Annotated in this window: 24 protein-coding genes; 13 read left to right on the top strand and 11 right to left on the bottom strand. The window is 64.6% G+C overall.

The annotated features are described in order from the left end of the window. The first annotated feature begins 17 nt into the window (after window positions 1-17). Window positions 18-2072: an AsmA family protein gene (locus tag BM222_RS20620; RefSeq protein ID WP_092231080.1), complete on the top strand. Its 2055-nt coding sequence runs from the start codon at window positions 18-20 to the stop codon at window positions 2070-2072. A gap of 129 nt (window positions 2073-2201) precedes the next feature. Continuing rightward, window positions 2202-4649, top strand: coding sequence for an adenylate/guanylate cyclase domain-containing protein (locus BM222_RS20615; RefSeq protein ID WP_092231077.1), 2448 nt, complete (start codon window positions 2202-2204; stop codon window positions 4647-4649). Window positions 4650-4721: 72 nt separating this feature from the next. On the opposite strand, the gene BM222_RS41195 is transcribed toward BM222_RS20615, so the two are convergent. From BM222_RS41195 to BM222_RS20600, 4 genes are all read right to left on the bottom strand, one after another. After that, entirely contained in the window at window positions 4722-5048 is a 327-nt protein-coding gene (locus BM222_RS41195) for a hypothetical protein (RefSeq protein WP_177243336.1), read from the bottom strand. Then, window positions 5045-5449, bottom strand: a complete 405-nt coding sequence (locus BM222_RS20610; protein ID WP_092231074.1) for a PIN domain-containing protein — start codon at window positions 5447-5449, stop codon at window positions 5045-5047. Before BM222_RS20610 ends, BM222_RS41195 begins: the two co-directional genes overlap by 4 nt. Continuing rightward, on the bottom strand, window positions 5446-5676 hold the full coding sequence (locus BM222_RS20605; protein ID WP_092231415.1) for an AbrB/MazE/SpoVT family DNA-binding domain-containing protein: 231 nt from the start codon (window positions 5674-5676) through the stop codon (window positions 5446-5448). Before BM222_RS20605 ends, BM222_RS20610 begins: the two co-directional genes overlap by 4 nt. A 403-nt stretch (window positions 5677-6079) precedes the next feature. Beyond that, on the bottom strand, window positions 6080-6790 hold the full coding sequence (locus BM222_RS20600) for a DUF3800 domain-containing protein (RefSeq protein WP_092231072.1): 711 nt from the start codon (window positions 6788-6790) through the stop codon (window positions 6080-6082). Between BM222_RS20600 and BM222_RS41190 the strand changes: the two genes are divergently transcribed. Further along, the gene (locus BM222_RS41190) at window positions 6789-6944 is read left to right on the top strand and encodes a hypothetical protein (RefSeq protein ID WP_177243340.1); all 156 of its coding nucleotides are present in this window, start codon (window positions 6789-6791) and stop codon (window positions 6942-6944) included. The genes BM222_RS20600 and BM222_RS41190 overlap by 2 nt on opposite strands. A gap of 20 nt (window positions 6945-6964) precedes the next feature. Here BM222_RS41190 and BM222_RS20595 read toward each other — a convergent pair whose 3' ends face one another. The 3 genes from BM222_RS20595 to BM222_RS20585 all read right to left on the bottom strand — a co-directional run bounded on the left by BM222_RS20595 (window position 6965) and on the right by BM222_RS20585 (window position 10686). After that, the gene (locus tag BM222_RS20595) at window positions 6965-7342 is read right to left on the bottom strand and encodes a hypothetical protein (protein WP_092231070.1); all 378 of its coding nucleotides are present in this window, start codon (window positions 7340-7342) and stop codon (window positions 6965-6967) included. Between the two features lie 712 nt (window positions 7343-8054). After that, window positions 8055-9356 (bottom strand): Spy/CpxP family protein refolding chaperone, encoded by a 1302-nt coding sequence (locus BM222_RS20590; protein ID WP_177243350.1) that lies wholly within the window; start codon window positions 9354-9356, stop codon window positions 8055-8057. Between the two features lie 283 nt (window positions 9357-9639). Beyond that, window positions 9640-10686: a LysM peptidoglycan-binding domain-containing protein gene (locus BM222_RS20585; protein WP_092231067.1), complete on the bottom strand. Its 1047-nt coding sequence runs from the start codon at window positions 10684-10686 to the stop codon at window positions 9640-9642. 160 nt (window positions 10687-10846) lie between these two features. Here BM222_RS20585 and BM222_RS20580 point away from each other — a divergent pair, with 160 nt between their 5' ends. From BM222_RS20580 to BM222_RS20565, 4 genes are all read left to right on the top strand, one after another. Next, the gene (locus BM222_RS20580; protein WP_092231066.1) at window positions 10847-11527 is read left to right on the top strand and encodes a hypothetical protein; all 681 of its coding nucleotides are present in this window, start codon (window positions 10847-10849) and stop codon (window positions 11525-11527) included. Window positions 11528-11692: 165 nt separating this feature from the next. Next, on the top strand, window positions 11693-14356 hold the full coding sequence (locus BM222_RS20575) for a bifunctional diguanylate cyclase/phosphodiesterase (protein WP_092231063.1): 2664 nt from the start codon (window positions 11693-11695) through the stop codon (window positions 14354-14356). A 200-nt stretch (window positions 14357-14556) separates the two neighbouring features. After that, the gene (locus BM222_RS20570) at window positions 14557-14916 is read left to right on the top strand and encodes a hypothetical protein (protein ID WP_092231060.1); all 360 of its coding nucleotides are present in this window, start codon (window positions 14557-14559) and stop codon (window positions 14914-14916) included. 222 nt (window positions 14917-15138) lie between these two features. Then, complete coding sequence (locus BM222_RS20565; protein WP_092231057.1) at window positions 15139-16020, top strand: SDR family oxidoreductase; 882 nt, start codon at window positions 15139-15141, stop codon at window positions 16018-16020. Window positions 16021-16090: 70 nt separating this feature from the next. On the opposite strand, the gene BM222_RS20560 is transcribed toward BM222_RS20565, so the two are convergent. The 3 genes from BM222_RS20560 to BM222_RS41185 form a co-directional block, all read right to left on the bottom strand. Continuing rightward, complete coding sequence (locus tag BM222_RS20560) at window positions 16091-18190, bottom strand: methyl-accepting chemotaxis protein (protein ID WP_092231054.1); 2100 nt, start codon at window positions 18188-18190, stop codon at window positions 16091-16093. Window positions 18191-18340: 150 nt separating this feature from the next. Continuing rightward, on the bottom strand, window positions 18341-18463 hold the full coding sequence (locus tag BM222_RS42840; protein WP_283810249.1) for a hypothetical protein: 123 nt from the start codon (window positions 18461-18463) through the stop codon (window positions 18341-18343). 104 nt (window positions 18464-18567) lie between these two features. Then, window positions 18568-18750 carry a hypothetical protein gene (locus BM222_RS41185; RefSeq protein WP_177243339.1) on the bottom strand — a complete coding sequence of 61 codons (183 nt, stop codon included), beginning with the start codon at window positions 18748-18750 and terminating at the stop codon, window positions 18568-18570. A gap of 158 nt (window positions 18751-18908) precedes the next feature. Here BM222_RS41185 and BM222_RS41180 point away from each other — a divergent pair, with 158 nt between their 5' ends. The 3 genes from BM222_RS41180 to BM222_RS20545 all read left to right on the top strand — a co-directional run bounded on the left by BM222_RS41180 (window position 18909) and on the right by BM222_RS20545 (window position 21362). Further along, the gene (locus BM222_RS41180; protein ID WP_177243338.1) at window positions 18909-19046 is read left to right on the top strand and encodes a hypothetical protein; all 138 of its coding nucleotides are present in this window, start codon (window positions 18909-18911) and stop codon (window positions 19044-19046) included. Between the two features lie 113 nt (window positions 19047-19159). Then, the gene (locus tag BM222_RS20550; RefSeq protein ID WP_092231050.1) at window positions 19160-20278 is read left to right on the top strand and encodes a lactonase family protein; all 1119 of its coding nucleotides are present in this window, start codon (window positions 19160-19162) and stop codon (window positions 20276-20278) included. Window positions 20279-20474: 196 nt separating this feature from the next. Then, entirely contained in the window at window positions 20475-21362 is an 888-nt protein-coding gene (locus BM222_RS20545) for an efflux RND transporter periplasmic adaptor subunit (RefSeq protein ID WP_092231047.1), read from the top strand. A 244-nt stretch (window positions 21363-21606) separates the two neighbouring features. Here the strand turns inward: BM222_RS20545 and BM222_RS20540 are convergent, their stop codons facing one another. Further along, window positions 21607-22455, bottom strand: a complete 849-nt coding sequence (locus tag BM222_RS20540; RefSeq protein WP_092231044.1) for a caspase family protein — start codon at window positions 22453-22455, stop codon at window positions 21607-21609. A gap of 407 nt (window positions 22456-22862) precedes the next feature. Between BM222_RS20540 and BM222_RS20535 the strand changes: the two genes are divergently transcribed. The 3 genes from BM222_RS20535 to BM222_RS20525 form a co-directional block, all read left to right on the top strand. Next, window positions 22863-24590: a hypothetical protein gene (locus tag BM222_RS20535; protein ID WP_177243337.1), complete on the top strand. Its 1728-nt coding sequence runs from the start codon at window positions 22863-22865 to the stop codon at window positions 24588-24590. A 245-nt stretch (window positions 24591-24835) separates the two neighbouring features. Further along, entirely contained in the window at window positions 24836-25561 is a 726-nt protein-coding gene (locus tag BM222_RS20530) for a thermonuclease family protein (protein ID WP_092231039.1), read from the top strand. Between the two features lie 164 nt (window positions 25562-25725). Continuing rightward, on the top strand, window positions 25726-26343 hold a 618-nt coding region (locus BM222_RS20525; RefSeq protein WP_143106004.1), incomplete at its 3' end, for a pyridoxal-phosphate-dependent aminotransferase family protein.

Below are 26343 nucleotides of genomic sequence, written 5' to 3'. Positions count from 1 at the left end.
GTTCTTGGAAAGTCGACATGAGAGCAATGAAATTCGCCGGCGCTGCGGTGGCCGCAATCATCATCGTGGCCGGCCTGCTGCTGGTGATCGGGATTCCCTCGGGCTTCCTGACCGCGACGATTGCCTCGCGCGTCGAGCAGGCGACCGGCTATCGCCTGTCGATCGACGGCACCGCCAGGATCAGCCTTTGGCCGACGCTGAACATCACGCTGAACGATCTGACGCTGCAGGATCCCAAGGACCGCAGCGGCATCACGCGCCTGACGATCGACAGCGTGCAGGCCGACATGTCGCTTGCGAGCGCATGGTCGGGCCGTCCCGAGATCAGCGAGATTGTCGTCAGCCACCCCGTGCTGCATCAGCCGCTGCTGCGCGAGCGCCTGCCCAACACCGATGCATCGCCGCAGGCGTTCGCGCTCGACATGAGCGGCGCGACGATCGAGCGCATCAAGATCAGCAACGGCGAGATCACATTCTCTCGCGCGCGCGACCGCGTCGAAGGCCGCATCAGCGCCATCAACGCCGACGCCGTCACGAGCCGCGACCGCAAGGTCAATATCGCCGGCACCGCGCGCCTCGGCGAGCACCCGACGAGGTTCGACATCAAGGCGACGACGCCGGCGCCGCCGATCGAGCGGCAGACCATCCCGGTGGATTTCGCCATCGACATGCCTGACGTGCTGACGTCTCAACTCGCCGGCCATGCCGACATGCGCCTGAACGGCGCGGTCGTGATGATCAACGGCGTGAGCGGCACGCTCGGCGATGGCGGCTTCAATGGCTGGGCTTCGGTCGACATCGCGAGCAAGCCGCTGGTGAAGCTCGATCTCGATTTCCAGCGGCTCGCAATCCCGCTGGCGAAATCGCCTGGCGGTGCGACCGGGCAGCCCTGGAGCGATGCGCCGATCGACGTGTCCGGACTCAATTATGTCGACGCCCAGATCAGGGTCTCGGCCAACGAAGCCGTCATCGGCGATGCCCGTCTTGCGCCGCTGGCGCTGGATGCAAAGCTCGCAGGCGGCATCTTGAAGGCGGGCACGGCCAATCTTGGCACTTACGGCGGCCAGGTCTCGGGCGAAGCGATTTTGGATGCGACCAGCGGCGCGCCTAGCTTTGCGATGCATTCCGACCTCGTCGGCGTGCGCGCGCTGCCGCTGCTGCAGGGCCTTGCCGAATTCGACCGCATCGACGGCAAGCTGCAGGCCAAGCTCGCCCTGCGCAGCGCCGGCGCCAGCCAGCGCGCGCTGATGGCGAACATGCAAGGCACGGCCTTCGTCAATTTCCAGGACGGCAGCATCCGCGGCATCAATGTCGCGCAGGTGATCCGTTCGCTGACATCTGGCACGCTGTCGGGCTGGCAGGACAAGCAGAACGCCAGCCAGGAGCAGAGCACGGACCTGTCACAGCTCTCCGCCTCTTTCCGCATCGACAAGGGCCAGGCGGTGACGACCGATCTCAATCTGATCGGCCCGCTGGTGCGTGTCACCGGCGCCGGCACCATTGCGCTCGACACCAAGATGATGGGCTTTCGCGTCGAGCCGAAACTGGTAATGACGACCGAAGGCCAGGGCCGCACGTCCGAACCGGTCGGCTTCGGCATTCCCGTGATGATCACAGGCCCGTGGTCGCAGCCGCGGATCTATCCCGACATGGCCGGCGTGCTCGACAATCCTGATGCCGCCTATGCGAAGCTGCGCGAGATGGGCAAGGGCCTGTTCGGCCCTGACGGCGCCGGGCTCGGCAATATCCTGAACAGTTTTGGCCTCGGCGGCCCCACCCCGAGTGGCGGCAACGCCGATCCGCAGGCGCAACGGCCCGGGCAAGGACAAGGGCAAAACGATCTGCTCGGGGGCCAGCTGGGCGAAGCGATCGGCAATCTGATCCAACAGGGGCTGTCGAGCGGCAACGGAAACGGCGCCGGCCGAAGCCGCAGCCTGCCCGGCGCACCGGCGCCGCAGGCCCCGCCGACCCAGGACCCGCTGGCCCAGGACCCGGTGACCCAGGACCCGCCTGCGGCGCAGCAGGACAGCCAGCCGATGAACGACGTGATGCGACAGCTGTTTAACAGGTGATTGGCGGACTGCGTGTCCCGCGGGCAACACGAGCCCCGCGCCGCTTCACCGGCCCGAATTGTGATAAAAGAGCTATTGGGCCTCGACGACCCATAGCGCCGGCATCCGTCGTGGCGCGAGAGGATCCGGATGGCGGGAGCGAAAGACAAGACCTGGTTTCTGCGCGAGGGCCTGTTCGCCAAATACGTCGTCTCCCTCGTCGGCCTCGTCGTGTTCGTGCTCGCCGTCAGCGGCGCGATGGAGACGTGGATCTCCTATCGCGCCACGAGGACGCAGCTGACCGGCGGGCTCGAGGACAAGGCGCAAGCCGTCGCGCGGCGCCTGGAGCAATCCGTCTCCGAGATCGAGCGCCAGATCAGCTGGGTGACGACGGCCAGCCGGGACACGATCGAGAAGCGCCGCGCCGACTATGCCCAGCTGCTGCAGCAGGTCTCCGTCGTCTCCCAGCTGTTCCAGCTCAACGGCGACGGCCGCGAGGTGCTGCGCGTTTCGCGGCAGTCGACCACGACCGGCAGCAATGCGGACCTCTCCCGCGACCTGCGCTTCCTTGACACGGTCGCGCGCGGCGTCAGCTACTCGCCGGCCTATTTCTCGGACGGCACTCCCTACATGTCGATCTCGGTGGCACATTCCGGCTTCAATGCCGGCGTCACCGTCGCCGAGGTCGATCTCAGCTTCCTCTCCCGCTTTGTGTCGGACGCACAGGTCGGCAAGGCCGCCTTCGCCTATGTGGTCGATGCACATGGCCGCGTGCTCGCGACCTCGTCCAAGGGACCCGATGTCGGCAGCGATTTGTCGAAACTGCCGCAGGTCGCGGCTGCGATCGCGCCCGGCCGCGAGCCCGCGACGTCAGGCACCGACTTCAACGGCCACGCCGTGCTGTCAGCCGAGAGCGCCGTGCCGAAGCTCGGCTGGAGCGTGCTGTTCGAGCAGCCGACCTCGGAGGCGCTGATGCCGATCCGTGACCAGCTCGTGCGCATCGCGCTTTTGATCGGCATGGGCCTGCTGGTCGCGATCCTCGCCGGCACGCTGCTCGCACGGCGCATGATCATCCCGATCACGGCGCTGCGCGACGGCGCGCACAAGCTCGGCGAGGGCGACTTCAGCCATCGCATCGACGTGCACACCTCCGACGAGCTGGAGGAGCTCGCCGGCCAGTTCAACCGCATGGCCGGGCAGCTCCAGGAGACCTACACGGACCTCGAAGCGAAAGTCGAAGCGCGCACCCGCGATCTCGCCCAGTCGATCAACGAGCTGAAGGTGCTGGAAGAGGTCGGCCGTGCGGTGGCGTCCTCGCTCGACCTCAATGCCGTGCTGCCGACGATCGCCGCCCGCGCGCTGGAGATCAGCCACGCCGATGCGGTGCTGATCTATGGCCATGACGCCGAACGCCATCGCTTCAAACTGGTCGAGGCCGACGGCATCGACAAATCGGCCGAGGGCGCCCACGTCACGATCGACGAAGGCGACAACATCCTGAGCGATGCCGCCGAGAGCGGTGAGCCGATCGCGATCGCAGACCTCGATCAGGCGACCGAACAGCCGCTGCGCGACGTCGCGGTCGCCGCCGGTTTCCACGCGGTGCTGGTGGTGCCGCTGGTCGACCAGCAGGGCACGCTCGGCGCGCTGGTGGTGCTGCGCCGCGCCAGCGGCGCGTTCGAAGGCAGCCTCACGGGCTTGATGCGCACCTTCGCCAACCAGGCGGTGCTGGCGATGCGCAATGCGCGGCTGTTCACCGAGGTCGACCACAAGAGCCGCGCGCTGGAGAGCGCGAACGAGACCGTGCGCGCCCAGGCCGACAAGCTGCGCGAGCAGACCGAGCAGCTCAAGAACTGGAACAAGTCGCTCGAGGAGCGCGTCGAGACCCAGCTCGGCGAGATCGAGCGCATCCGCAAGCTCGAGCGTTTCCTCGCGCCGCAGGTGGCGCAGCTGATCGCCTCCTCCGACAGTCCCGAGGGGCTGCTCACCAGCCAGCGGCGCGAAGTCACCGTGGTGTTCTGCGACCTGCGCGGCTTCACCGCCTTCACGGAAGCGACCGAGCCGGAAGAGGCGATGAACGTGCTGCGCGAATATCACGCCGCGCTGGGCGAGCTGATCTTCAAATACGAGGGCACGCTGGACAAATATGCCGGAGACGGCGTGATGATCCTGTTCAACGCGCCGATCCAGTTCGAGGACCACACCGCGCGCGCCGTGAAGATGGCGGTGGAGATGCGCGACACCATCGGTCCGCTGACCGAGCGCTGGCGCAACCGCGGACACAGCCTCGGCTTCGGCATCGGCATCGCGCTGGGCTATGCCACGCTCGGCCAGGTCGGCTTCGAGCAGCGGCTGGAATATGCCGCGATCGGCAGCGTCACCAACCTCGCCTCCCGCCTGTGCGCCGAGGCCCACGCGAACCAGATCGTGGTGAGCCGCCGCGTCTACGGCATGGTCGAGCCATGGGTCGAAGCCCGCGCGCTCGACGATCTCCAGCTCAAGGGCTTCAATCACCCGGTGCTGGCGATGGAGATTCTCGGCTGGCGCGAGGAAGTCGACAACGTCGTGGATGCCTCCGCGGCGCGGCGGCGGGGATAGTGGCGCTCACCGGCTGCTGAACCTGTTAGAGATCCTTACAAGTTCGCCCGTGCGACACGAACATCAAGAGAATCAAAAACAACCCCATGCACAGTACGTAAAGTCCCGAACGGAATAGCAAGTCTCGCCATCGCTGCTGATTTTACGAAATCCCTCTTGAGGCGTCGGGCAAAACACTGGTATGGTGGCATCATCGGCGCTTTGGGCAAGCTTCTCGCCAAGAGCCTTGGCGACATTGCAGAAGCGCTCCCGCTTCGCCGATCTGGGACGCGCTCCTCGTCCATCTTGAGGAAGAGGAGGTAGGAAATTCGGCTGAATATAGGCCTGGTAGGACACGCCCTGGTCCCGCAAGACGTGGGCGAAATTCCAGACTTTGGCGACGAGGGTTTGGGCGTTCACGGCGCGCTCCCGAGAAACGGATTGACGATGGAGAGCCCACTGAAGCCGCGGCCGTGCTGCAGGTCTTCGCTGTAAAGCGTGTCGCAGCCGGCCTCGATCGCCGCTGCAACGATCAAGGCGTCATAAAAAGCGAGCGTGTGATCGCGAGCCAGAGCGAGCGCCGCGGCGTGCGTGTCTGACGTCAGCGGCGCGATGTCGGGAAAGCGGAAGCGCAGCGACTGCACGGCGGCTTCGATCACAGGCCAATCCTGCTTCTGCTTCTTGCGCAGCACGTTGGTGAACTCGTTCAGCACCTGGGCACTGATGACACCGCCGCCCGCAATCGTGGTCAGCGCTTGCTGGCGCCGCGCGTCGGTCGAATACGCATAGATCAGGATATTGCTGTCGAAGAACGCGCTCACCGCTCGTTCGCCTCGTCGCGGTCGAACTTGTAGCCCTCGGGCAGGGGAAACTGGAACTGCTCCACCTGCCTGAGAAATTCTGCCCGCTTGTCGATCTTCTCCACCGCCAGCCGGCTCTTCGAGGCCTCCACCACGTTGAGCTCGTCACCGGGTGAGAGGTTCAAGGCGTCCACCAGCGACTTGGGCAAGCGAACAGCGAGGCTGTTACCCCATTTGGAAACCAGCATCGTCACCTCCATGATATACAAAATAAGCGTATATCATAAGCAGGATATCATTTTCTTCAAGTGGTCGCAGACGCGCGCGTTTTGGCGCGTGGCGCTACCGGTAAGCGCTAACCTATCGACAACCTAACGGCTCCGAAGCCGGGTAAACTGGAGAGGGCTGGGATTCGAGAAAGAAAGAAGGGCGTTCAGTTGGATTTCTGGGGAAAAAACTCTTCAGATACCTAGCTGGAGTCAAAAAGAGTCCTACTTTCAAAGGCTTGTTAACCCCTTGAATTTGTTGCGTGAATCTGCTATATAGCCCTTGCTGAGCTAGGAGGATCGTAACGGTCCCACCGGCACGGCTTAGAGGCTGAACTGATTCCAGGTCACAGGGGGCCGACTTCTCAATAAGGAGAAGTCGGCCCTATCTGATTATGCCCAGCCTTTTCGGGCATCTTGAGAATGCCTGTTTGACCATAATCGGCTCAAGGATCATCAACGATTGATCGAGTCCGAGTGCCGTCTTTGATGGAATTGGGCTTTCACTTCGAAGTACCGCGTATGCGCAAGCATCGGCGGCCTGAATGAACAGAGACTTCTCCGAGTCGCGATAGACGATGTCCTCAACGATCCGATCAAGAACCAGGTTCTTCGACATTGCTCCGGTTTCCCATCGCCCGATGCGACTGGGAATGAAGTTATGTCGCCGCATTCGGCGGAAGAGTTTGTCGTAGCTCTTGCCCTGATCCGAAAAAATGACCGCCTTGCTACCGGCAACCTCCATGTTTTTATTGATGCGGTTGAGGAGCCATTCAAAGGCCCTCTCTTCCTCGTGCTGCGGAACGGCTGCGTTGATTAGATCAACATCGGGCAACATGGTGATGCCAGCCAGTAGGTAGTTATAGATGCGAACGCGATCGTCCTTTTTGAGGTGGCGAACAAGGCGCCCCTTTCCACCAAGCCAATCAGTCGTATGCATTTCCATTCGCAATGGAACGCCGTCGCTCTGCTTTATGGTCCTTCTGATCGCGATCAGCCTATTGAGGCATTCGTTCCACGAATCCACCGGCACCAGCAGTGCTGAAAAGCACGCTAGCCGATTATCTTTAGAATCATCGATGTAGACGAAATGCATGGCTAAACCGAAACAAAGTCAGATCGACAAATTCAAGCAAGCGGCCCGCGAACTCGAAACGGACGACGACGAAAAACGGTGTGACGAAAAGCTCGGCAAGATTGCCCGGCAAAAGCCCGCAGAACCGCCGAAGAAGCAGGGGCCCAGCAAGTGAGCGGAGCCCCTGCCAATTGCCTACTGCTTATTGCAGGGCGGGTTGAGCGCGTTCCGCAGATCAGTTTCGACGTAAAGCCGCTTGGCACGGTCGCCAGCAATACTGAGGGTATTGATGTGCGTGGCCCCATGCTTCCGAATGGCATCAAGCGCGTGGTGCGCCCAAAGCTGGTCGGTCAAGCGCCGCTGGAAACTGTCCGTTTCGCCCACATAGACGGGGTAGTGGCTGCCGCCCCCGAGGTCGCGGCTGAAGATATAGACGCCGCTCATCGGGAAGTACGTAATGGAGCCGAGTGCGTCCAACTGGAACTGGTAAAGCGCTCCTGACGCGCCGGTCCAGCTACAATAGACCGGAACGAACGGTTTCTTAACAAGCTCAGATAGAGGAATATTCGACATAGCTCAGTTTCCCTATGTAAGGGTGACTGGGCTTGACCGAGCAGTTTGTTCGGAGTCTAGTTGGCTCCTAACGTTTTTGCGCCGCCCGTCTTGCAGTCGCCCAATGTCTGCAAGTCTGGATTGGACAGAGGACCACTGGGGCCCTAATCCCCGGTGGTCTTTTTCTTTTCCAGATCATCTCATGCGGCCCTCGCGGGCCGAATCTCGATGCACATCTCCATGGCGTTGCCAGCCCGTCTGATGGGCGGCACCGCGTGTTCCTCCGTGACCCTTTTGGGAATTTGGACCGGCGGGACTCACAACAAACTCGCGCCGAACGAATCCAAGGCTAGGACTCTCGGTTTGACCCGTCAAGAACTAGCGAGAGTTACAGAATCAAATACTAAATATGGTGGATTGCGGGGGATAACAAAGACTTACGGATCAGGTTGTGCGCCTAACTTCCTGCAATCAATTTACGATCAGGTTTGTAAAGTACATAATCCCTGGCGAATTCGTTCATCGGCAAGGCGAACTAGAGCCCGGCCGGAAGCCCTACAATAGGTCCCGAGTGCAGGCAGGGCTGTCGCATAAAGGAAGAGGTGGCAGGCAGCTCGCCCGCGGCCCATCCTTCGAGACGCCCCGCCTGCGGCGGGCCCTCAGGATGACGTCTCGTTTTGCGGCGGAAGATCATCGGGAGCGGCCCGAAACCGCTGCGCGATAGGCAAGCTCCTCACGTCCCCCGCTTCGGCCCGATCGCCTCGAATGCCGCCTTCTGCTCGTCGCTCAGATCGGCTTCGAAATCATCGAGCGCATCGGCCACGCCGCCCACCGCTTGCAGCATGGTCTGGAGCCGTGTCCTGACGGCGGCGAGGCGGGCCTGCGGGGTCGCTTCCGCCTTCATCGGGCAGGCGCTCAGCGTCTGCATGGTGCGCAGCGTGGTGTCCTGGAGCACGTCGAGCCGGGCGCTTCCGGTGTCATCGAGCTTCAGCGTCGAGACGATCTCGGCGGCGGGCCATTGCTGCTGCACGAGCTGCTCGTACTGGTGCTGGGCCTGCACGTCGTAGCGCGGATCGTAGTCCGGATCGCAGGCTTTGGCCGCCTGCGCGTCCTTGCGCTGGGCCGATGCGAGGGCGGCACGGCGCTGCTGCGCCAGCGAGTCGAGTTTTGCTTTCTGGCCGTCATCGAGCAGGTGGACGAATTTTTCCAATGCTGGCGCGATCGCGTCCGTGGCCTTGATCATCGCCTCCAGGCGGATCTGCATCACGCCGAGGCGCTCCGCGGCCGTCGCGGGCGCCTGCGCCGGACAGGAGGCGCGGATGATATCGCGCGCGGAGATCCAGGCGGCGCCGAGATCGTCCAACGCCGTGCGCTGCATCTCGTTCGGCTGCACCAATTCGGCGATACGTTCGACAGGCAAGCCGCCGGTGTCGCTGCCATCGCAGACCGTCTCCACCGACGGGACCCTTCGCCCGCGACGGCCATGCGGAGCGGTGTAGGCGGCGAGCTCCGGCGCGGCATAGGGCGCGAAGATCGCGGCATAGATATCGCCATAGCCATAGAGCGAGAGACTGGTCGTATCGCCAAAAATGATTGCAGCGGTGAGATCGTCATGCGCGAACGGCCAGAACACCGGACCGATCCAGCCATAGCTGCCATCAGGGTGACGCCACCAGCCCTGCGGGCGGTGGCCGCCATGCCAACCCGACAGCGCGGCCTGTGCGGTGAGCGCCGCGCGCATGACATAGGGATTGGTGGGCTGGCCGCGCTCGGCTCCGTCTGGCCTCGGCCGCGGATCCTGCGACCGCAAAGCGGCATCACGGGTACGGCCGCCGCGCACCCCCATGCGGGTATGGCGCAGGCGCGACAGACCGAGCACATGGCCGACGGCGAAGCGCGCAACACCGAGCGGCCCGCCGCGGAATCCGAACTGCGCTTCGGCCCTGTTGGGCAGCAACACTGTCAGGACGACAAGAACCGCGCCGGCAAGCGCCGGACCCAAGCGCGATCTCGACAAGACCACTGACCTGACCACCGACCTGACCACCCCTTGGCCCTCCTCCAGCCAAGCGCACCACGCCGCAAGGAGACGACTCGCGAGGGAACCAATTGTTCCGCGACCAGACGGGCGTGGCGGGTGCGGGTTCTCGCCACGCAGGCATAGCCTCCGCAATCCCTTGCAATCCCGGCGCGGAGACACCCCACCCCAGCCCTCCCCCGCAAGCGGGAGAGGGAGCCTACTGCCGATGCCGCCGCATCATGCGCGCCATTTGCGATCGCCCTCGTGCCAGCGGGGCGAGAAGAAGGAAAAGCAAGTCTCACTGCGGCTTTTGCGGCACCACGACGGTCTGGCCGGGATAGATCAGGTTGGGATTGTGGATCTTCGCGCGGTTGGCGTTGAAGATCACCGCATAGCGGGCGCCGTCGCCATAGGCGAGACGGCTCAGCGCCCAGAGGCTGTCGCCGCGGGACACCACCCGGCTGCCGGCGGCCTCCGCCGTCGCCGGGGTGATGGCCTCCGCGGGCGAGGCCGATGCGACGGCAGCATTCGCGGCCGGCAGCCTCGCCATGGATTTGGGTTTCGGCGAGCCCATCATGCGAGGCCGGGCCGCTTGCGTGGCGGCAAGGCGTGGCGGCGGCAAGGACGCGACGACGTCTGATTTATCGTCAGGCTTGTCGACTGGCTTCGCGTCCGGCTTGGGCGCCGCCGCAACGCGCGCCGGCGGCGAAGCCTCGGCGATCGTCACCGGCATGGTGCGGCTCGACTGCACGACGGTGCCATCGGGTGCCGTCGCCCGCAGCGCCAGCTCATAGCTGCCGGCGGGAAGTTTCGGCGGGGTCATGACGAACTGGCCCGATGCATCGGCCACCACGCTGTCGAGCGGCTGGCCATCGCGCAGCAGCTCGACCTTTGCACCGGGCGCGGCCTGGCCGGCGATGACAGCAGCCTCGCCTTGATCGTCAACGCGGGCGACGTCGAAACGGGGGCCGGCGTCGGCAGCTGAAGGCTGCGACTTGGCGGGCGCGATCTCGGCCAGCGCCGCGACCTGCTTCTGGGTCTCGACCGTCGGAGAGGCGGACGGTACCGGCGCAGCCGCGGCGAGCTTCCGCTCGGCGGTCTTCGCCTCTGACTTGGCCTCCGACTTGGCCTCTGTGTTGGCCTCGGCCTTCATTTCGGCCTTTGCCTCAGGCTCGAGCCTGGTCTTGGCGTCGGGCTGTTTCGCGTCCGGCTTCACGACCGCGGCGACCTCCGTGTTCGTCTTGCCCGACAGCAGATGGCGCAGCTCGGCGGGGCCGATCACCAGCACGGTGCCGACCACCGCCAGCAGACAGAAAGCAACGAAGGCCTTGGATGCGGTGATCATCGATCATCAAACCTTGATCAATAGTCCGGGTCGCCAAATCAACTCCGGCAAATTGCGCCGTTTTGGCTACGGCAGCAAGCCTGGATCGTGAACCGGCGGGCCCTGACGCACGTCAAATCAGCGAGGCCGCTTCGCCGCAATTTTTTTTCAGGAATTTATCGTGACCGCATCTCGCCGCACCGCGCCATGGCTGGCGCTTGCCTTCACGCTCGCAGCCTCCCCCGCGCTGGCTGCCTCCGGCCCGCCGCCGGGATTCGTCCTGACCGACAATGCCGATCTCGCCTTCACCTCGCCCGACGGCGCCACCCGGCTCGAGCAATACATGAAGGATGGCGGTGATTGGGACGTCAAATGGCAGGTCTGGGCGCGTCGCGGCGGCCAGATGACGGAGCTGAAGCCGGAGCAGGGTTATGGCGCCGGCTTCCGCTTCACCGCGGATTCGCAATGGCTGGTGCGGATGCAGAAGACCGGCTCGGGCGAGCAGGACCTCTTCCTCTACCATTCCGTCAACGGCAGCTTCACGAACGCCACCAGCAAATCGCTCAGCGATCTCGCCTGGGCCTATTTCTATGGCCGGCCAGAGACGAAGCGATTCGCCAAGCTCGACTTTCACATCTCGGCCAATCTCCTTGAGGGCACGGAAGAGGCCTATCGCGAACTCGGCGTCGACTGGCCCAACAACCGCTATCTCGTGATCTCGCTCGGCGGCGAATACGACAAGCATCCGAAAAACACCGTCATGAAGGGCCTCGGCGGCTGGCAATGCCGCTACGACCTCCAGACCGGAAAATTCGACGTGCCCGAGATCTTCGCCAAGGACAATGCGAAAGCCCTGACATAGGAAGTGAAGCGGGAGTGAGCGGCGGGCGGAACCGGATTCGGTTTGGGCCCTTTCGGGGCCGCGCCAACTCCCTGATTTTGTTCCGATTCATAGTTCCCTAACCGTTGCTGGTAACGCGCTCTTGTCAGTTTTGCTGCATCTTGCCTCTCAAGGGAGACGGCAGGGATGGGCGTATCAACAAGCTGGACCGCGCGGCTGCGCGCGTTGCTTCGCCGTTGGCGGAGCGCTCCGCTGACGTGGCTGATCGTCGGCGGCTTCGTGCTGATGGCGGCGATGGCCGTCGGCACCGCGCTGACTGTCGACCGCTTCCGCCAGAACGCGATCGAGAGCGGCCGCGGCAGCCTGGAAAGCTCGGTCCGCCTGCTCGCACGGCATTTCGACCGGCAATTCGAGGATTTTGCGGTGCTGCAGAAGAGCATCATCGCGGAGCTCGAAAGCCATGGCATCGATTCCCCCGATGTCTTCCGCAGCGAGATGTCGACGCTCGCCATGCACGAGGTGCTGCGCACCAAGGCGAGCGGCTGGTCCGACGTCGCCGGCGCCAATTTGTTCGATTCCAGGGGCGAGCTGATCAACTCGTCGAAGAGCTGGCCCGTCGCCGACATCTCGGTGTCCGACCGCGGCTATTTTATCAGGCTCAAGAACGATCCGGCCGCGCAGGAAGAGATCGAGGTCGTGCCCGGCCGGTTCGGCAGCGGTCCGGCGATCGTGTTTGCGCGACGCGTGTCGGGCGCGCATGGCGAGTTCCTCGGCATCGTGACCCGCGCGATCACGCCGGAACAGCTCGAAGCCTTCTTCGCCTCGACCGGCCTCGGCGACGACGCCTCGCTCGCGATGCACCACCAGAATGGCCAGCTGCTCGCGCGCGTTCCGCATGTCGATGCCATGATCGGACAGAACTTCCGCACCGGCACGGCCGAGCAGAAATCCGTGTTCGAGCGCAGCTTCGTCACGACGGAGCTCACGAGCCCGATAGACGGCAAGGACCGCATCGTCGCCTCGCGCCGGCTCACCGGCGAGCCGCTGGTGGTGGTCGCCACCAAATCGCTGGACGCGACACTCGCCACATGGCGCACGCAAACCAAATTCTTCGTCACCGTGGCCGTGCTGTCGATCGGCCTGCTCGTGCTCACGCTGTTCCTGATCTTCCGCCAGGTGACCAACCGCGTGTCGCTGGAGAAGCAGCGGCTCGACACCGCCCTGAATACGATGACGCAGGGCCTCTTGATGTTCGACCAGGACGAGCGGCTCGTCGTCTGCAACCGCCGCTACATCGAGATGTACGGGCTCTCGACCGCAGTGGTGAAGCCAGGCACGTCTTTCCGCGAGGTGATCCAGCACCGCGCAGATACCGGCTCATTCCACGGTGACGTCGACGCCTATTGCGAAGACATCCTGAGCAATGCGGGGCGCCTCCAGAGCACCATCGTCGAGACCTCCGACGGCCGCCTGATCGAAGTCAAGAACCAGCCCGGCGCGGCCGGTGGCTGGCTCGCCACCCACAACGACGTCACCGAGCGCATCCGCGCCGACGAGCGCATCGCACATATGGCGCATTACGACGCCCTGACCGACCTGCCCAACCGCGTGCTGATGCGCGGACATCTGGAACGGCGCGTGGCGGAGCTCGCCCAAGGCAGGTCATTTGCGGTCCTCTATATCGACGTCGACGAGTTCAAGGGCGTCAACGATTCGCTCGGTCACGAGGTCGGTGACGAACTGCTGCGCCAGGTCGCGAACCGCCTGCGCGCCTGCGTCGGCGACAACGATCTCGTGGCGCGGCTCGGCGGCGACGAGTTCGCCATCGTCAGGGCCGGGAGCTCCGACCAGGCCGAGCTGACGGCGCTGGCCGAACGGATCCTGAAGGCGCTGCGCATGCCGGTCGATTGCAAGGGCCAGGAGATCACGACCGACGCCAGCATCGGCATCGCGATCGCGCCCGACCACGGCGACATCATCGACGATCTGCTCAAGCGCGCCGATCTGGCGATGTATGCGGCGAAGTGCGAAGGGCGCGGCACCTTCCGCGTCTTCGTGCCGGAATATGACGCCAAGGCGCGGCATCGCCGCCAGCTCGAGATCGATCTGCGCCAGGCGCTGGCCCGCCGCGAATTCGAGGTGCACTACCAGCCCCTGGTCGATCTCTCCGCCAACGTCGTCACCGGCTGCGAGGCCTTGCTCAGGTGGCACCATCCGGAGCGCGGCATGGTCTCGCCGGCCGACTTCATTCCGGTCGCTGAGGACACCGGCCTGATCGGCGAGATCGGCGAATGGGTGCTGAAGCAGGCCTGCGCCGAGGCGGCGTCGTGGCCCGGCGACATCCACATCGCGGTCAACGTCTCGCCGGTGCAATTCCGCTCCAAGACGCTGGCGCTGAAGGTTGCAACCGCGCTCGCCGAGTCAGGCCTCGCGCCGGGACGGCTCGAGCTCGAGATCACCGAAACCGTGCTGATCCGCGACGACGCGGAGGCCCTGACCATCCTGCAGCAGCTGCGCGATCTCGGCGTGCGCATCGCGCTCGACGATTTCGGCACCGGCTATTCGTCGCTGAGCTACCTGCATCGCTTCCCCTTCGACAAGATCAAGATCGATCGCAGCTTCATCAGCGACATCGGCCAATCCGAGGATTCCTCCCCGATCGTCCAGGCCGTGGTGCACATGGCCGCGGCCCGCCACATGGCGACGACGGCGGAAGGCGTCGAGACCGAGGCGCAAGCCGCGGTGCTGCGGCAGCTCGGATGCAGCCAGATGCAGGGCTGGCTGTTCAGCCCGGCCGTGCCGGCGGCGAAGCTGAAGCAATTGCTGGCGAAGCAGGCGGCGGCGGCCTGAGGCCGGCCGCTCGCCCGCATTGCAGCGATGTTCGCATGGTCCAGAGGAAATAGGATCAAACCTCGCATCTCGCAGTTATCGCGCTGCTGAGACGGCCGGGAACTCCGGCCGGGCTGGCCTCAGTCGACATTGCATCACGCACGACGCGGGCGACTTGCCGCCTGCGATCGGTTGCGCGCGTGCACATCAAGCGAGGCGACATGGCGATCGTGACTTCCAGGATGATCCCACTCATAGCGGCCACCGCATTGATCGGCTTTGCCGCGCAGGCGCGCGACGACGGCCGCTTTGCGAACTCACCCCTCAAGGGCTGGTTCGAGAGCCTGCACAGCAAGGGTGGCGGCCCCTGCTGTGCGGATGCGGACGGCACGGCGCTCGACGACGTCGATTGGGAGACGCGCGGTGGACACTATCGCGTGAGGATCATGGGTGACTGGATCGACGTACCCGATGATACCGTCATCACCGAACCGAACCGCATCGGCCGCACCATCGTCTGGCCCTATTACGTCAACGGCCGCGCCAACATCCGCTGCTTCATGCCGGGCAGCATGACCTGAGAAAACGGGAGCAACGGGGCGGCTTCAGCCGCTGGCTGCTCGCTGCACGGCCCGTGCGGCCTGACCGACCCTCCGTGCCGGGCGAGCAGATGAAGTCGGCAAGCGCAGGCAGATCGGTCTGTTCCACCTGTGAGACGTACGGTCTAAAAATAGCGTCTATCGGCTCTAATTCGGATCACTAATTTGCGGGGTGTCTTCTAACCCCCAGCAAGGAGTGACCCCATGACCATCCTCGTAGCAGGCGCCACCGGCCGCGTCGGCCGCCACGTTGTCCAGCAACTCGTCGAGCGCGGCGCCAAGGTGCGCGTGCTGACCCGTGATCCCGCCAAGGCCGACGTCCCCTCGAGCGTCGACGTCGCCAAGGGCGACCTTCTCGACATCGACTCGTCGCGCGCTGCGTTCGACGGCGTGAGAACGCTGTTCCTGCTCAACGCCGTGACCGGCGACGAATTCACGCAGGCGATCATCACGCTGAACATCGCCCGCGAGGCCGGTGTCGAACGGGTGGTCTATCTGTCGGTGTTCGACGCCGATGCGGCCGTGAACGTGCCGCACTTCGCCGTCAAGTCAGGCGCCGAGCGCATGCTGGCGCAGATGGGCTTCAGCGCCACCATCCTGCGCCCGAGCTATTTCATCGACAACGAGCTCATGATCAAGGACGTGATCCTCAATCACGGCGTCTATCCGATGCCGATCGGCAGCAAGGGCGTCGCCATGGTCGACGCCCGCGACATCGCCGAGGTCGCTGCGGTCGAACTGATCCGTCGCGACCGGGCGCCGGAAAAGCTTCCGGTCGAGACCATCAACCTGGTCGGGCCCGACACGTTGACCGGACCTGACGTGGCGAAGATCTGGTCTGATCTCCTGGGACGCCCGGTCGTCTATGGCGGCGACGATCCGAGTGGGTTCGAGCAGAACATGGCGAGCTTCATGCCGAAATGGACGGCCTACGAGATGCGTCTGATGGCGGAGCGTTACGTCACTCACGGCATGATCCCCGACGCCGGCGACGTCGAGCGGTTGACCGCTATCCTCGGTCGTCCGCTGCGCTCCTACCGCGACTTCGCGGCGGAGATCGCGGCGGCGGCGACAAGGTCCAGCTGACGGGGCGGCAACGCCCCGATGGCGCATCGCTTCGTGCTGCGTAGCGTCCCGGGACGAGCCCGGAACTGCGCTACGCCGCCCGGAGATCGCCGACGAAGCGGTCGACGTCGCGCTTGAGATCGTCGGACAGGCGCGCCAGCATCTTGGCGGAGTCGAGCACCTCGCCGGCGGCCGCGCCGGTCTGCCCGGCGGCCTGGGATACGCCGGAGATGTGCCGTGAGACCTCGTTGGTGCCCTGCGAGGCCTGCTGCACGTTGCGCGCGATCTCGCGCGTCGCCGCGCCCTGCTCCTCGACGGCAGCCGCGATCGCAGCTGCGATCTCGTTGACGCGCTGGATGGTGGTGCCGATCGACTGGATCGCAGTCACCGAGGATTTGGTCGCGCCCTGGATCGCGGCGACCTGGCCGGTGATCTCTTCCGTCGCCTTCGCGGTCTGCGTGGCGAGATTCTTCACTTCGGATGCGACCACCGCAAAGCCGCGTCCGGCGTCACCTGCGCGCGCCGCCTCGATGGTGGCATTGAGCGCGAGCAGATTGGTCTGCTCGGCAATGCCCGTGATCAACGCGACGACGTCGCCGATGCGCTGGGCGGCGTCGGCCAGCGCCTGCACCTCGGTGTTGGTGCGATCGGCTTCGCTGGCGGCAGCGCCCGCGATGCTGGAGGATTCCGCGACCTGCCGGCTGATCTCGCTGATCGAGGCCGAGAGCTCTTCCGTTGCCGCCGCAACCGTCTGAACGTTCGAAGAGGCATCGCTCGACAGGCTCGCGACCGAGGCCGCCTGGGACGAGCCCTGCTCGGCGGTCGAGGACATCGACTGCGCCGTGGCATTCAGCTCGCCCGACGCCGAGGCCAGCGTGTGCAGCGATTCCGTGACAGTCTTTTCGAACTGCTCGATCAGCCGGTCGATGGCGAGCTGGCGCCGCTCCTTCTTGGCCTGCTCGGCAGCCTTTTCTTCGCCGAGGCTGTCGCCCGTGATCATGTTCTCCTTGAACACCGACACGGCACGCGACATTTCGCCGATCTCGTCGCCGCGCTCGATGCCTGCGAGCTCGATCGCATAGTCGCGCTCGGCGAGCTTGCGCATCGCCTGCGTCAGCTTGCGGATCGGCGTAGAGACGCGGCTCTGAACCAGGATGAAGCCGAACACCGTGATGGCGAGCGCGACCAGCATCATGGCACCGTTGAAGACGAGGCTCCATATTGCAGCCGTCTTCTGCTGCCCGGCACGGGCGACCATCTCGGCCAGCGCCGCCTGACCCGCCTCCACGTAAAAATTGAGAATGGCGGTGTTGAGCTTGGCAAGCTCCACGCCCTTGATCTCGATCGTCTGGTTGTTGCTCAGCGCCTTGATGAGTTCCTGCTGGCGCTCGACCATGGCGACGGCGTCGCCCTGCTTCGAACGCGCGATCACGTCGGTGAGGCTCGCAGGCGCGTCGGTGCGGCTTGCGGCATCCTGCACTTGGCTCCAGGCCTGCTTGGCACGGCCGCCGTCCTCGGCCGCGCCCACGATGTCGGCGGCGGTCCAGGGCTTTGCGGCAGCGCCCGCGGCCTCGAGACGGATCGCGATGAGGCCGCCGAAATTGCGCGCGGCCCAGGCGGACTGCTTCACGCCGAGGAGATGATCGACCACGGGGTCCGTGAGCTTGAGCGCGTTCTCCAGCGCAATGGTCAATGCGAGTACGGAGTCGAGATAGTCCTGCGCCGTTTTCCTGAACTCGTCGGCCGCCTTGGTGTCGCGTGCCGCCTTCGGCTGGTGGATCAGGGCTTCGGCCCTGGTTCGCAGCGGCATCAGCGCGTCATGGAGCGCAACGAACTTGCCCAGGAGGCCGGCAAGGCGGGTATCGGACACGCCGTCGAGGCGTTCGAGCACGATCTTGTAGGCAGCTTCGGACAGTTGCCGGTTGGCAGCGATCCGCTCATCGGCGGCGGCATTGGCAGGCTCTTCGGCAACCAGCGCCGAGAGGAAGGTGCCGCGCTCGATCCGGAAGCCGAGCAGCGTCGTGAAAAGCTGCTGGTCGGTGCCGGCGTAGCGCTCGACCTTTTGTGCCGCGCTGTTGCGCTCGATGGCACCGAACAGGCCGGTCGAGAGCTGCCCGAGGAGGAACAGGCCGAGGACGGCGATGATGGCGCCGAGAACGGAACGAATGGAGGGATTGCCGAACAACGCCATGGGACCGCCGGGTCTCTGAATCGGAAAAGATGCAGAAAACTACCGGCTTGGCCCTAAGATTTGGTTCACCACATGCCCCTCGGTCCGCAGCGACGCGCGGCGGCGCGGCCCGATTTGCACCGCCGGGCGCGCGACCTCAAATCATCAGGCTCATTTCGAACGCCCGATGGGGTGAACCTCGACGAACTCGGCGTCCGGGTGCGCGATGATGGTGGCGAACATGATGCCGCTGATGATGAGCGACCAGGCGGTGTCCCAATAGATCCAAAACACTTTCCAGCCTCCTTGTGCCAGCCTCCTTTTGCCGGCCTCTGTCGTCCTCACCCGCGAGACGGGGTAACGGCGGGAAGAGGCCGCCGTTCCCTGCAGGCGAACGCCTAGCGATCTCTTGTCTTGGTCGGCGCGACCTTCCGATCGGTTGCACCGGCGCGGCGTTTTGCCACGACGTCTTCATCCCCAGGGCCTTCGCGCGGACGCGGTGGCGGCTTGGGCTGGCCGGACTGGCCGCCGTGCTTACCACCCATATCGGGTTTGCCTTCGAGGTCGTTTTCGCGGGACATGCCGGGTCAATGCGCGCGGCCGGCAATCGTTCGTCATTTGGGTTCGTAATTTGCTGGAGCGCCGTTCGGCTGTGAAGGAGTTCATATCGGCGGCACCTTTTTGCGGTGCACGATAGGTGGCGGACTGGGCGCATCGAATCTTGGACGGATTTGGCCTGATGCAGAAGCAACTCGTCGCCTGGACCATCCTGACCTCGGCCTTGCTCGCCGTCGCCGTATGGACCGTGCTCGGGCCGCCCGACCATCAGGCCGGCCCGCATCTGCCCTCGCGCGATCTGACGGCGTCGGTGCGCTAGCGCGGGACCAATACCATTTCGGCATCGATCGATCTCATCTGAAATTTGGTGCAAGGGAATACGAGCCGCTATCCTGCCGCAAAACGACTGGCCGTACCGGCAGGAGGACGCCCTTGATCAGACCGACACGCCGCGCGGTGATCGCCAACACACTCTTCACCGCCGTTGTCACCTCTCTTGCCCTCGTTTCCGGAGTCCGTGCCGGCATGGCCGAAACCTTCGCCTATGTCGGCAATGCCGACAGCAACAGCATCAGCGTGTTCAAGCTTGCCGGGAACGGCGAGATGACCCCGGTGCAGACGGCCGCCTTCACCGGCATCGAGAAGCCCGGCTCCTCGACACCACTTACGATCACGCCCGACCATCGCGTGCTGATCGCCGGCGTCCGCTCGCAACCGTTCGTCGCCGTGAGCTTTGCGATCGATCCCAAGACCGGGCTCCTCAGCCCTATCGGCAACGGGCCGCTCGCCGACAGCATGGCCAACATCGCAACCGATCGCACCGGCAAGGTGCTGTTCAGCGCCTCCTATGGCGGCAACAAGGTCGCGCTGAATCCGCTTGCCGCGGACGGCGTCGTCGGCGAGCCGAAGCAGGTGATCCCGACCGGGCTGAATGCGCACGCCTTCCTGCCCTCGCCCGACAACCGCTTCGTGTTCGCGACCAATCTCGGTTCGGACCAGGTGCTGAGCTTTGCGTTCGACGCCGCTGCGGGCACGCTGACGCCGAGCGATCAGCCGGCGATCAAGACGCCGGAAAAATCCGGGCCGCGGCACTTCGTATTCCACCCCGACGGCAAGTTCGTCTATCTCATCCACGAGCTGAACGGCGACGTCGCGGCCTACAGCTATGAGGCCAAGAGCGGAGCCTGGAGCGAGATCCAGCGCACCACGGCACTCCCGGAAGGTTTCTCGGGAAAACCTTGGGCCGCCGACATTCACATCACCCCTGACGGCCGCTTTCTCTACGCCTCCGAGCGCACCACCAACACGCTCACCGCCTACAAGGTCGATGCATCGAGCGGCAAGCTGACCACGATCGGCAGCGTGCCGACCGAGAAACAGCCGCGCGGCTTCAACATCGATCCGACCGGCCACTACCTCGCCGCCGTCGGCGAGCTCTCCGACGGCATGACCGTCTACGCCATCGACCAGGGAAGCGGCGCGCTCAGCAAGCTGAAGTCGTATCCCACCGGCAAGAAGCCGAACTGGGTCGAGTTTTTGACGCTGAAGTGAGAGTTCTTACCCTCCCTCTCAAGGAGATGGTGAGCGCGAACCTCTTGGCTTGTGCAGCGACAAAGCCAACAGGCGGCGTGGCGCCGCCTGCGCTGCTGCGGCATTTCTCATCCGGTCAGCCCATGGCCCGTCGCCATCGCTTCTGCTATCGATGGGGCCATATCGCTGAGAGCCTTGCAGCCAACCGGAATGACTGATGCGTTCATTGCCTGCGCGTTCCCTGTCCCAGACCTTCGCAGCGCTCGCCGGACTGGCGCTGGTCTCCGCCCTGCCCGCGGGCGCGGCTGATGACGACGCGCCAAAAGGGCCGGCGGTCACGGTGCTGAAGGCGGCCAAATCCTGCTTCTCCGACATCGTCGAGGCGACCGGCTCGATCATGGCGCGCGAGGAAACCTCGGTACGGCCCGAGCGTCCAGGCCTGAAGGTGACGGAGGTGCTGGCCGACGCGGGCGAGACCACGACGGCCGGCCAGGTGCTGGCGCGGCTGGCGCTGCCCGAAGGCGGCACGCTGCAGGTCACCGCGCCGGTGGCCGGCGTCATCGCCACCTCGACGGCGCAGATCGGCGCGCCTGCCTCGGCCAAGGGCGAGGCGCTGTTCACCATCGTGGCGCGCAGCGAATACGACCTCGTCGGCCTTGTTGCGACCAACGACATCAGGAAGCTCGCGGTCAATCAGCCTGTCACCGTGCGCATTGCCGGCGCCGGCGATATCGACGGCAAGGTGCGCCGCATCGGTCCGACCGTCGAGCCGAACATCCAGCAGGGCATGGTCTATATCGGCATCGCCTCGCCGCGGAGGCTGCTGATCAACGCGAGCGGGCGCGCGCTGATCAAGACCGGCCAGAGCTGCAACGTCGCGGTGCCGCTGACGTCGGTGCAATATTCATCCGCAGGCACCGTGGTGCAGGTGATCCGCCGCAACCGCGTCGAGACCAAGCGGGTCGAGACCGGATTGATGTCGGGCGGCAATATCGAGGTTCGCGACGGCCTCAACGAAGGCGACATCGTCGTGGCTCGCGCCGGCGCGCTCTTGCGCGAAGGCGACCCGGTGCGCCCGGTGATGGCCGCCGAAGCGGCGAAGTAGGTCGCGCCACACCCGTCATTGCGAGCGAAGCGAAGCAATCCAGAGTCTTTCCGCGGACGGATTCTGGATTGCTTCGCTGCGCTCGCGATGACGGTGGAGAGACGGTCGTGGCCCAACCACGCATGCCGCAGGGTGGATTGGCCCGCGGCTGCGCGAAGCGCAGTCCGCTCGCGTAATCCACCTATTTGCTTTCCGAGCTGAGAGAGAAGCGGTGGATTACGCTGCGCTAATCCACTGCGAAAAGCTATCCGCCGGCCTGATCGAAATGCACGTCCTCGAGCAGCGAGGAGGACACGGTCGGGACCTGATCGCCTTCGGAGGCGCGGGAGATGGCGAGGCGGGTCTTGTTGAAGACGCTCTCGGCGCTGCCTTGCGTCGCGAGGTTGGCGAGGAGCTCGCTGACCAGCGTGGAGTGCTCGCCCTTGCCGTCGTCCACGACCTTGCCGGGCGAGGCGGACGTCAGGATCAGCGCATTGTCGGGCGTACCGATCGGCGCGAGACCGTGGCTGTAAGAACGGAAGCGGCGCTCGTAGGGATTGCGGCGGGAGGCATCGACGACGACGAGCTTGGCCTTGGCACCCTGCTCCTTCATCATCTCGAGCACGCCCTCGATCGAGACGCCCTGACGGCGGACGTCGCTTTCCTTCCAGATCACGGCATCGACGGGCAGCATGTAGCTCTCGCGGCCGGCCTGCACGCCATAGCCGCCGAAGAACAGCATGACGGTGGTGTCGTGCTTGATACGGGACTTCAGGCGGTTGACGGCGCGGATCATGTCGTCCTTGCTCGCGTCTTCCACCATGTCGACGTCAAAGCCGTTCTTGCGCAGGCTGGAGGACAGCGCGCGTGCGTCGTTGATCGACTGCGTCAGCGGCGCGCTGGCGTCGGGATAATGACCATTGCCGATCACGAGCGCGAGACGCGAGGTCTCGCCCACCGAGCCCGTGACCTGGTCGGTCGAAACGGCCTTGGCGGCGTCGAGCGCGCGCATGTTGAGGGCAGCATGGGCACCGATCGCCAGCGACACCGTGCCGATGAGGGCCGCGGCGAGCGCAATCGAGCGTCGGGAAATATCGAGCTGCCTTACATTCATCTCGCTTCATTCCTGTCAGTCCAAAGACCGGCCAAGCGCGCGCACACTGGTTGAGTAGCGCGATGGCGTCTTTAGGTTTGAGGGATTGGCCGGGGGTGTGCCCCCGAATTGCGCGCAATTTGCGGCACCGCACCAAACAAACCCTTAACCTGAGATCGCCGCCCCGGCAATAGACTGCCCCAAATTAGATCTAAATAACTGAATCTATTGCAAAATTTTGCTTCATGGAATCCCGCGCCTAGCGGGTTCCTCGGCAACCTTCCGGAAGCGGCAATGCAGCTTTTGTGCCTGAGTTTTCCGTGACATCGGTCACATTTGAATTTCCCGCGAATCCGGGTAGCTTTTTCAAAGACTTGCAGGGGGCAGTCGTCGACCTGGCCTCCCAGTTCCCCGCGACCAGGTATTTCATGAGCCTCCATTATTTCGCAGGTGCCGCGTGCCGAGCGCTGACGGCACGAAAAGACGGCCCCTCCCTTTATGACGTCTGCGATCCCGTCCTCGCGGGCCAGGCCCGCGGCGATCCGCATTTGGCAAAGTTCTACAAGACCGCGCTCGGCAATCCCGCTTTACGCCTGCTGCTGCGCCGTGCCGGCGTGAGCGAACTGCGTGACGAGGCGAAACTGACCCGGCTGCGCGAGGCACTCGCCCGCGCCCGCGACGATGCCGAACCCGACTGGGCCGCGGTCGGCCGGCCCATTGCCGAACTCGTCGACACCATCACGCTCGACCACCCCAAGCCGCCGCCGGCCATGTTCGTCGGCGCGATGCCGACGACGGCACAGATCGAGGGCGCGATCCGCGATTGCGCGCAGCACCTGCTCGTCTCATACGGCAAAAACGGCTTTCTGCCGACCTATGCCGCCTTCAACCTGATCGGCGATCCTGATGTCCGCGGGCGCGAGCTGATCATGGCGCTCACCGGGTTGAATGCGCGCGGCTACAAGAATTCGTCGCTGCTGTTCAACCTCGCGCGCGTCTTCATCGCGCGTTCGCCCGCTCGCGCCGTGATCAATCCGCCATGGCGAGGGATCGCCGAGCCGATGTGGGAGCCGGTGCAGATCCGCCACCGCTCGGCCTATTATGATGCGTTCTTCATCGAGGCACTGTTGAGCTATGTCGAGACCGGGCTCGCCTCGCCCACGGACAAGATCGCGGCCCAGCGCGCGATCGCCGACATGGTCGATTTCTGCGTCAACATCAGCCGTGAGGAGGTCGAGGGCAGCAACGGCCAGCGCTTCAACGTCATCACGGCGCTGGCGCCCGCGCCGCATCCGCGCTTCTCGCGCTATTTCGCGCAGATCAAGCAGGACCTCGGCTTCGGCGTCTATGTGCCTGACTGCGACACCACGGCGTGCTCGATCTCGGCGGCGACACAGGCCGGCTGCATCGATCCGATCATCGACCAGCCGCTTTTGGATTTCTACGCGGGCTATCAGGTGCTATCAGGCGTCAACGAGCCGCGCGTGACGGTGCCGCTCAACGATCATCTCGACTACGAGGGCGGCGTCGCCACCTGGATCGACAATGTCAGGGGCGAGCGCCCCTACGGCAACGATCTCGATCCGACGCTCAATCTCGACATTCTCGAGGTGAGCTTTCGCAATCTGGCACGCTGGAAGATCCTGGAGACGCCTGCGCGACTTGCGACCGTGCATCGGATCATCGGCTTCCAGAAGCGGCTGGCGGCGAGCGGCGCCTTCGCCAATCCGCGCTCGCACATCTATTATCTGCCGGAACTCTACAGCGCCTATTTCGGCCGCTGCTATGCGGCCTTCCTGGCTCTGCCGCCGGCGGCGCAGGCCGCGATCGATCCGAATGGCGATTTCGACTTCATCCGCCATCGCGTACTCTCCTACGTCAAGGTCGAGCTGATGGCCGCGGAGATGAACGTGTTCGACGCCGCGCTGGCGCTGATCGCGCTTGGCCATCTCGGCGCCGACCCGCGCGCCTTCGCGCCAGCCCTGAACGTGATCGTCAATGCCATCGGCGAAGGCGGCCGCCGCGGCCCGTTCCGCGCTTATGAATGGAACAAGATGAAGACCCCGACGCGGATCCTGGTCGGAGGCCCCGAGGTGACGTCGGCGTTCGTGCTGATGGGACTGGCGGTGGCGAAGCGGGCGATGGCGCGGGGGTGAGGCTAGGTCTCGCGCCGGGTAAGGTCTTGTAGGGTGTGTTAGCCCTGCGGACTGCGCGAAGTGCAGTTCGTCGGGCGTAACCCACCACCTCTGTCGCCGCGGAGACGAAAGAGGTGGGTTACCCTACGAGACCTTCTGCAATGACGGGAAGTTGAAAGCCCCCGTGTTCGGCATATGCTGGCCTGAAGGCCCAAAGCCGACCAGAATGCGCGCTCCATCGAGGTTTTCTTCCCACGCGGACCGGCATGTTGCGAAAATTCCTGATTGCGCTGTCCCTGCTTGCTCTCCCGTCGCTGGCCCAGGCGGCCGACATCACCGGCACCGCGAAGGTCCGCGAGGGTGATTCCGTCCTGATCGGCAATACGCGGATCCGGCTCGGCGGCATTGACGCGCCCTCGGTCGACCAGCTCTGCCTCAACACCAAGAGCGAGCGCTGGACCTGCGGCGTCGCCGCGCGCGACGAGCTCGCCAAATACAGCGACGGCAAAAACTGGGTCTGCCATGCCCGCTCGATCGACCGCCGCGGCCGCACGGTGGCGCGCTGCGAGGTCGGCGGCGAGGACATCCAGAAATGGCTGGTGCGCAGCGGCTGGGCGCTGGCCTATACCCGCCTCTCGAAGGACTACGAGGCGGACGAAGCTGCCGCGCGCGAGGCCAAGGCCGGGATGTGGCAGGGCGCCTTCATCGCGCCCTGGGACTGGCGCGTGCGCAACAAGAAGACGGTGATCCTCGGCGCCACCAAGCCGCCCGACGGCGCTCATGCGGTGCTGCTCGCCTCGGCCTCCGGACCGGTCGCGCCCTCGCCTGACTGCACCATCAAGGGCAACGTCAATACATCGGGTGAGTGCATCTATCACACCCCGACCAGCCGCTGGTACGCCCAGATCAAGATGAAGATCAGCAAGGGCACCCGCTGGTTCTGCTCGGTCGAGGAGGCGGAAGCCGCCGGCTGCCGCGAGACCAAGCGATAGAGCAGTATCCGGAAAAGTGTGACGCGGTTTTCCGAAAAGACCATGCTCAAAGCAAAAAGCCGCCCCAGACCTGCGTTTTGAACGCTTTTCTCGGGCCTTTCCGCCGCGTAGAAGAGTAGATCAGCGACCCACCAGACCGTCTTCACGGCACAAGGAAGATAGCAATGACCGTTCGCGCGGGCCGGGAATTTCTGGCCATCCCCGGGCCCACCACGATGCCCGACACGGTGCTGCAGGCGATGCATCGTCCGGCGATCGACATCTACTCCAAGCAGATGACCGAGCTGACCGAGAGCCTGCTCCGGGACATCTCGAAACTGTTTGCGACCAAGGGAAAATCCTACATCTACATCGCCAACGGCCATGGCGCCTGGGAAGCGGCGCTGACCAACGTGCTGTCGCGCGGCGACAAGGTGCTGGTGCTGGAGAGCGGACGCTTCGCGATCGGCTGGGGCAATGCGGCGTCGCTGATGGGCGCCGAGGTCGAGGTGCTCAAGGGCGACTGGCGCCGCGCGGTTCGGCCGCATGAAGTCGAGGAGCGGCTGCGCCGCGACACCGAGCACAGGATCAAGGCCGTGGTCGTCGTCCAGATCGACACGGCCTCGGGCGTGCAGAACGACATCGAGGCGATCGGCAAGGCGATCAAGGCGGCCAATCATCCCGCGCTCTACATGGTCGACACCGTGGCTTCGCTCGGCTGCATACCGTTCGAGATGGACAAATGGGGTGTCGACGTCGCGATGTCCGGCTCGCAGAAGGGCCTGATGACACCGCCCGGCCTC

The sequence above is a fragment of the Bradyrhizobium sp. Gha genome (genome assembly GCF_900113735.1).
In the GTDB taxonomy this organism is placed as follows: domain Bacteria; phylum Pseudomonadota; class Alphaproteobacteria; order Rhizobiales; family Xanthobacteraceae; genus Bradyrhizobium.
The sequence above is the reverse complement of the archived record's forward strand: the minus strand, read 5'-3'. Positions and strand labels throughout refer to the sequence as shown.

Bases quoted from the DNA above. Each gene is read 5' to 3' on its own strand.
- BM222_RS20570 (WP_092231060.1), top strand. From the start codon at position 14,557: ATGGCGATCGTGACTTCCAGGATGATCCCACTCATAGCGGCCACCGCA.
- BM222_RS20540 (WP_092231044.1), bottom strand. From the start codon at position 22,455: ATGAATGTAAGGCAGCTCGATATTTCCCGACGCTCGATTGCGCTCGCC.
- BM222_RS20535 (WP_177243337.1), top strand. From the start codon at position 22,863: ATGAGCCTCCATTATTTCGCAGGTGCCGCGTGCCGAGCGCTGACGGCA.
- BM222_RS20575 (WP_092231063.1), top strand. From the start codon at position 11,693: ATGGGCGTATCAACAAGCTGGACCGCGCGGCTGCGCGCGTTGCTTCGC.
- BM222_RS41190 (WP_177243340.1), top strand. From the start codon at position 6,789: ATGGCTAAACCGAAACAAAGTCAGATCGACAAATTCAAGCAAGCGGCC.
- BM222_RS41185 (WP_177243339.1), bottom strand. From the start codon at position 18,750: ATGTCCCGCGAAAACGACCTCGAAGGCAAACCCGATATGGGTGGTAAG.
- BM222_RS20585 (WP_092231067.1), bottom strand. From the start codon at position 10,686: ATGATCACCGCATCCAAGGCCTTCGTTGCTTTCTGTCTGCTGGCGGTG.
- BM222_RS20565 (WP_092231057.1), top strand. From the start codon at position 15,139: ATGACCATCCTCGTAGCAGGCGCCACCGGCCGCGTCGGCCGCCACGTT.
- BM222_RS20560 (WP_092231054.1), bottom strand. From the start codon at position 18,190: ATGGCGTTGTTCGGCAATCCCTCCATTCGTTCCGTTCTCGGCGCCATC.
- BM222_RS20605 (WP_092231415.1), bottom strand. From the start codon at position 5,676: ATGCTGGTTTCCAAATGGGGTAACAGCCTCGCTGTTCGCTTGCCCAAG.
- BM222_RS20595 (WP_092231070.1), bottom strand. From the start codon at position 7,342: ATGTCGAATATTCCTCTATCTGAGCTTGTTAAGAAACCGTTCGTTCCG.
- BM222_RS20620 (WP_092231080.1), top strand. From the start codon at position 18: ATGAGAGCAATGAAATTCGCCGGCGCTGCGGTGGCCGCAATCATCATC.
- BM222_RS20615 (WP_092231077.1), top strand. From the start codon at position 2,202: ATGGCGGGAGCGAAAGACAAGACCTGGTTTCTGCGCGAGGGCCTGTTC.
- BM222_RS20545 (WP_092231047.1), top strand. From the start codon at position 20,475: ATGCGTTCATTGCCTGCGCGTTCCCTGTCCCAGACCTTCGCAGCGCTC.
- BM222_RS20530 (WP_092231039.1), top strand. From the start codon at position 24,836: ATGTTGCGAAAATTCCTGATTGCGCTGTCCCTGCTTGCTCTCCCGTCG.
- BM222_RS20600 (WP_092231072.1), bottom strand. From the start codon at position 6,790: ATGCATTTCGTCTACATCGATGATTCTAAAGATAATCGGCTAGCGTGC.
- BM222_RS41180 (WP_177243338.1), top strand. From the start codon at position 18,909: ATGCAGAAGCAACTCGTCGCCTGGACCATCCTGACCTCGGCCTTGCTC.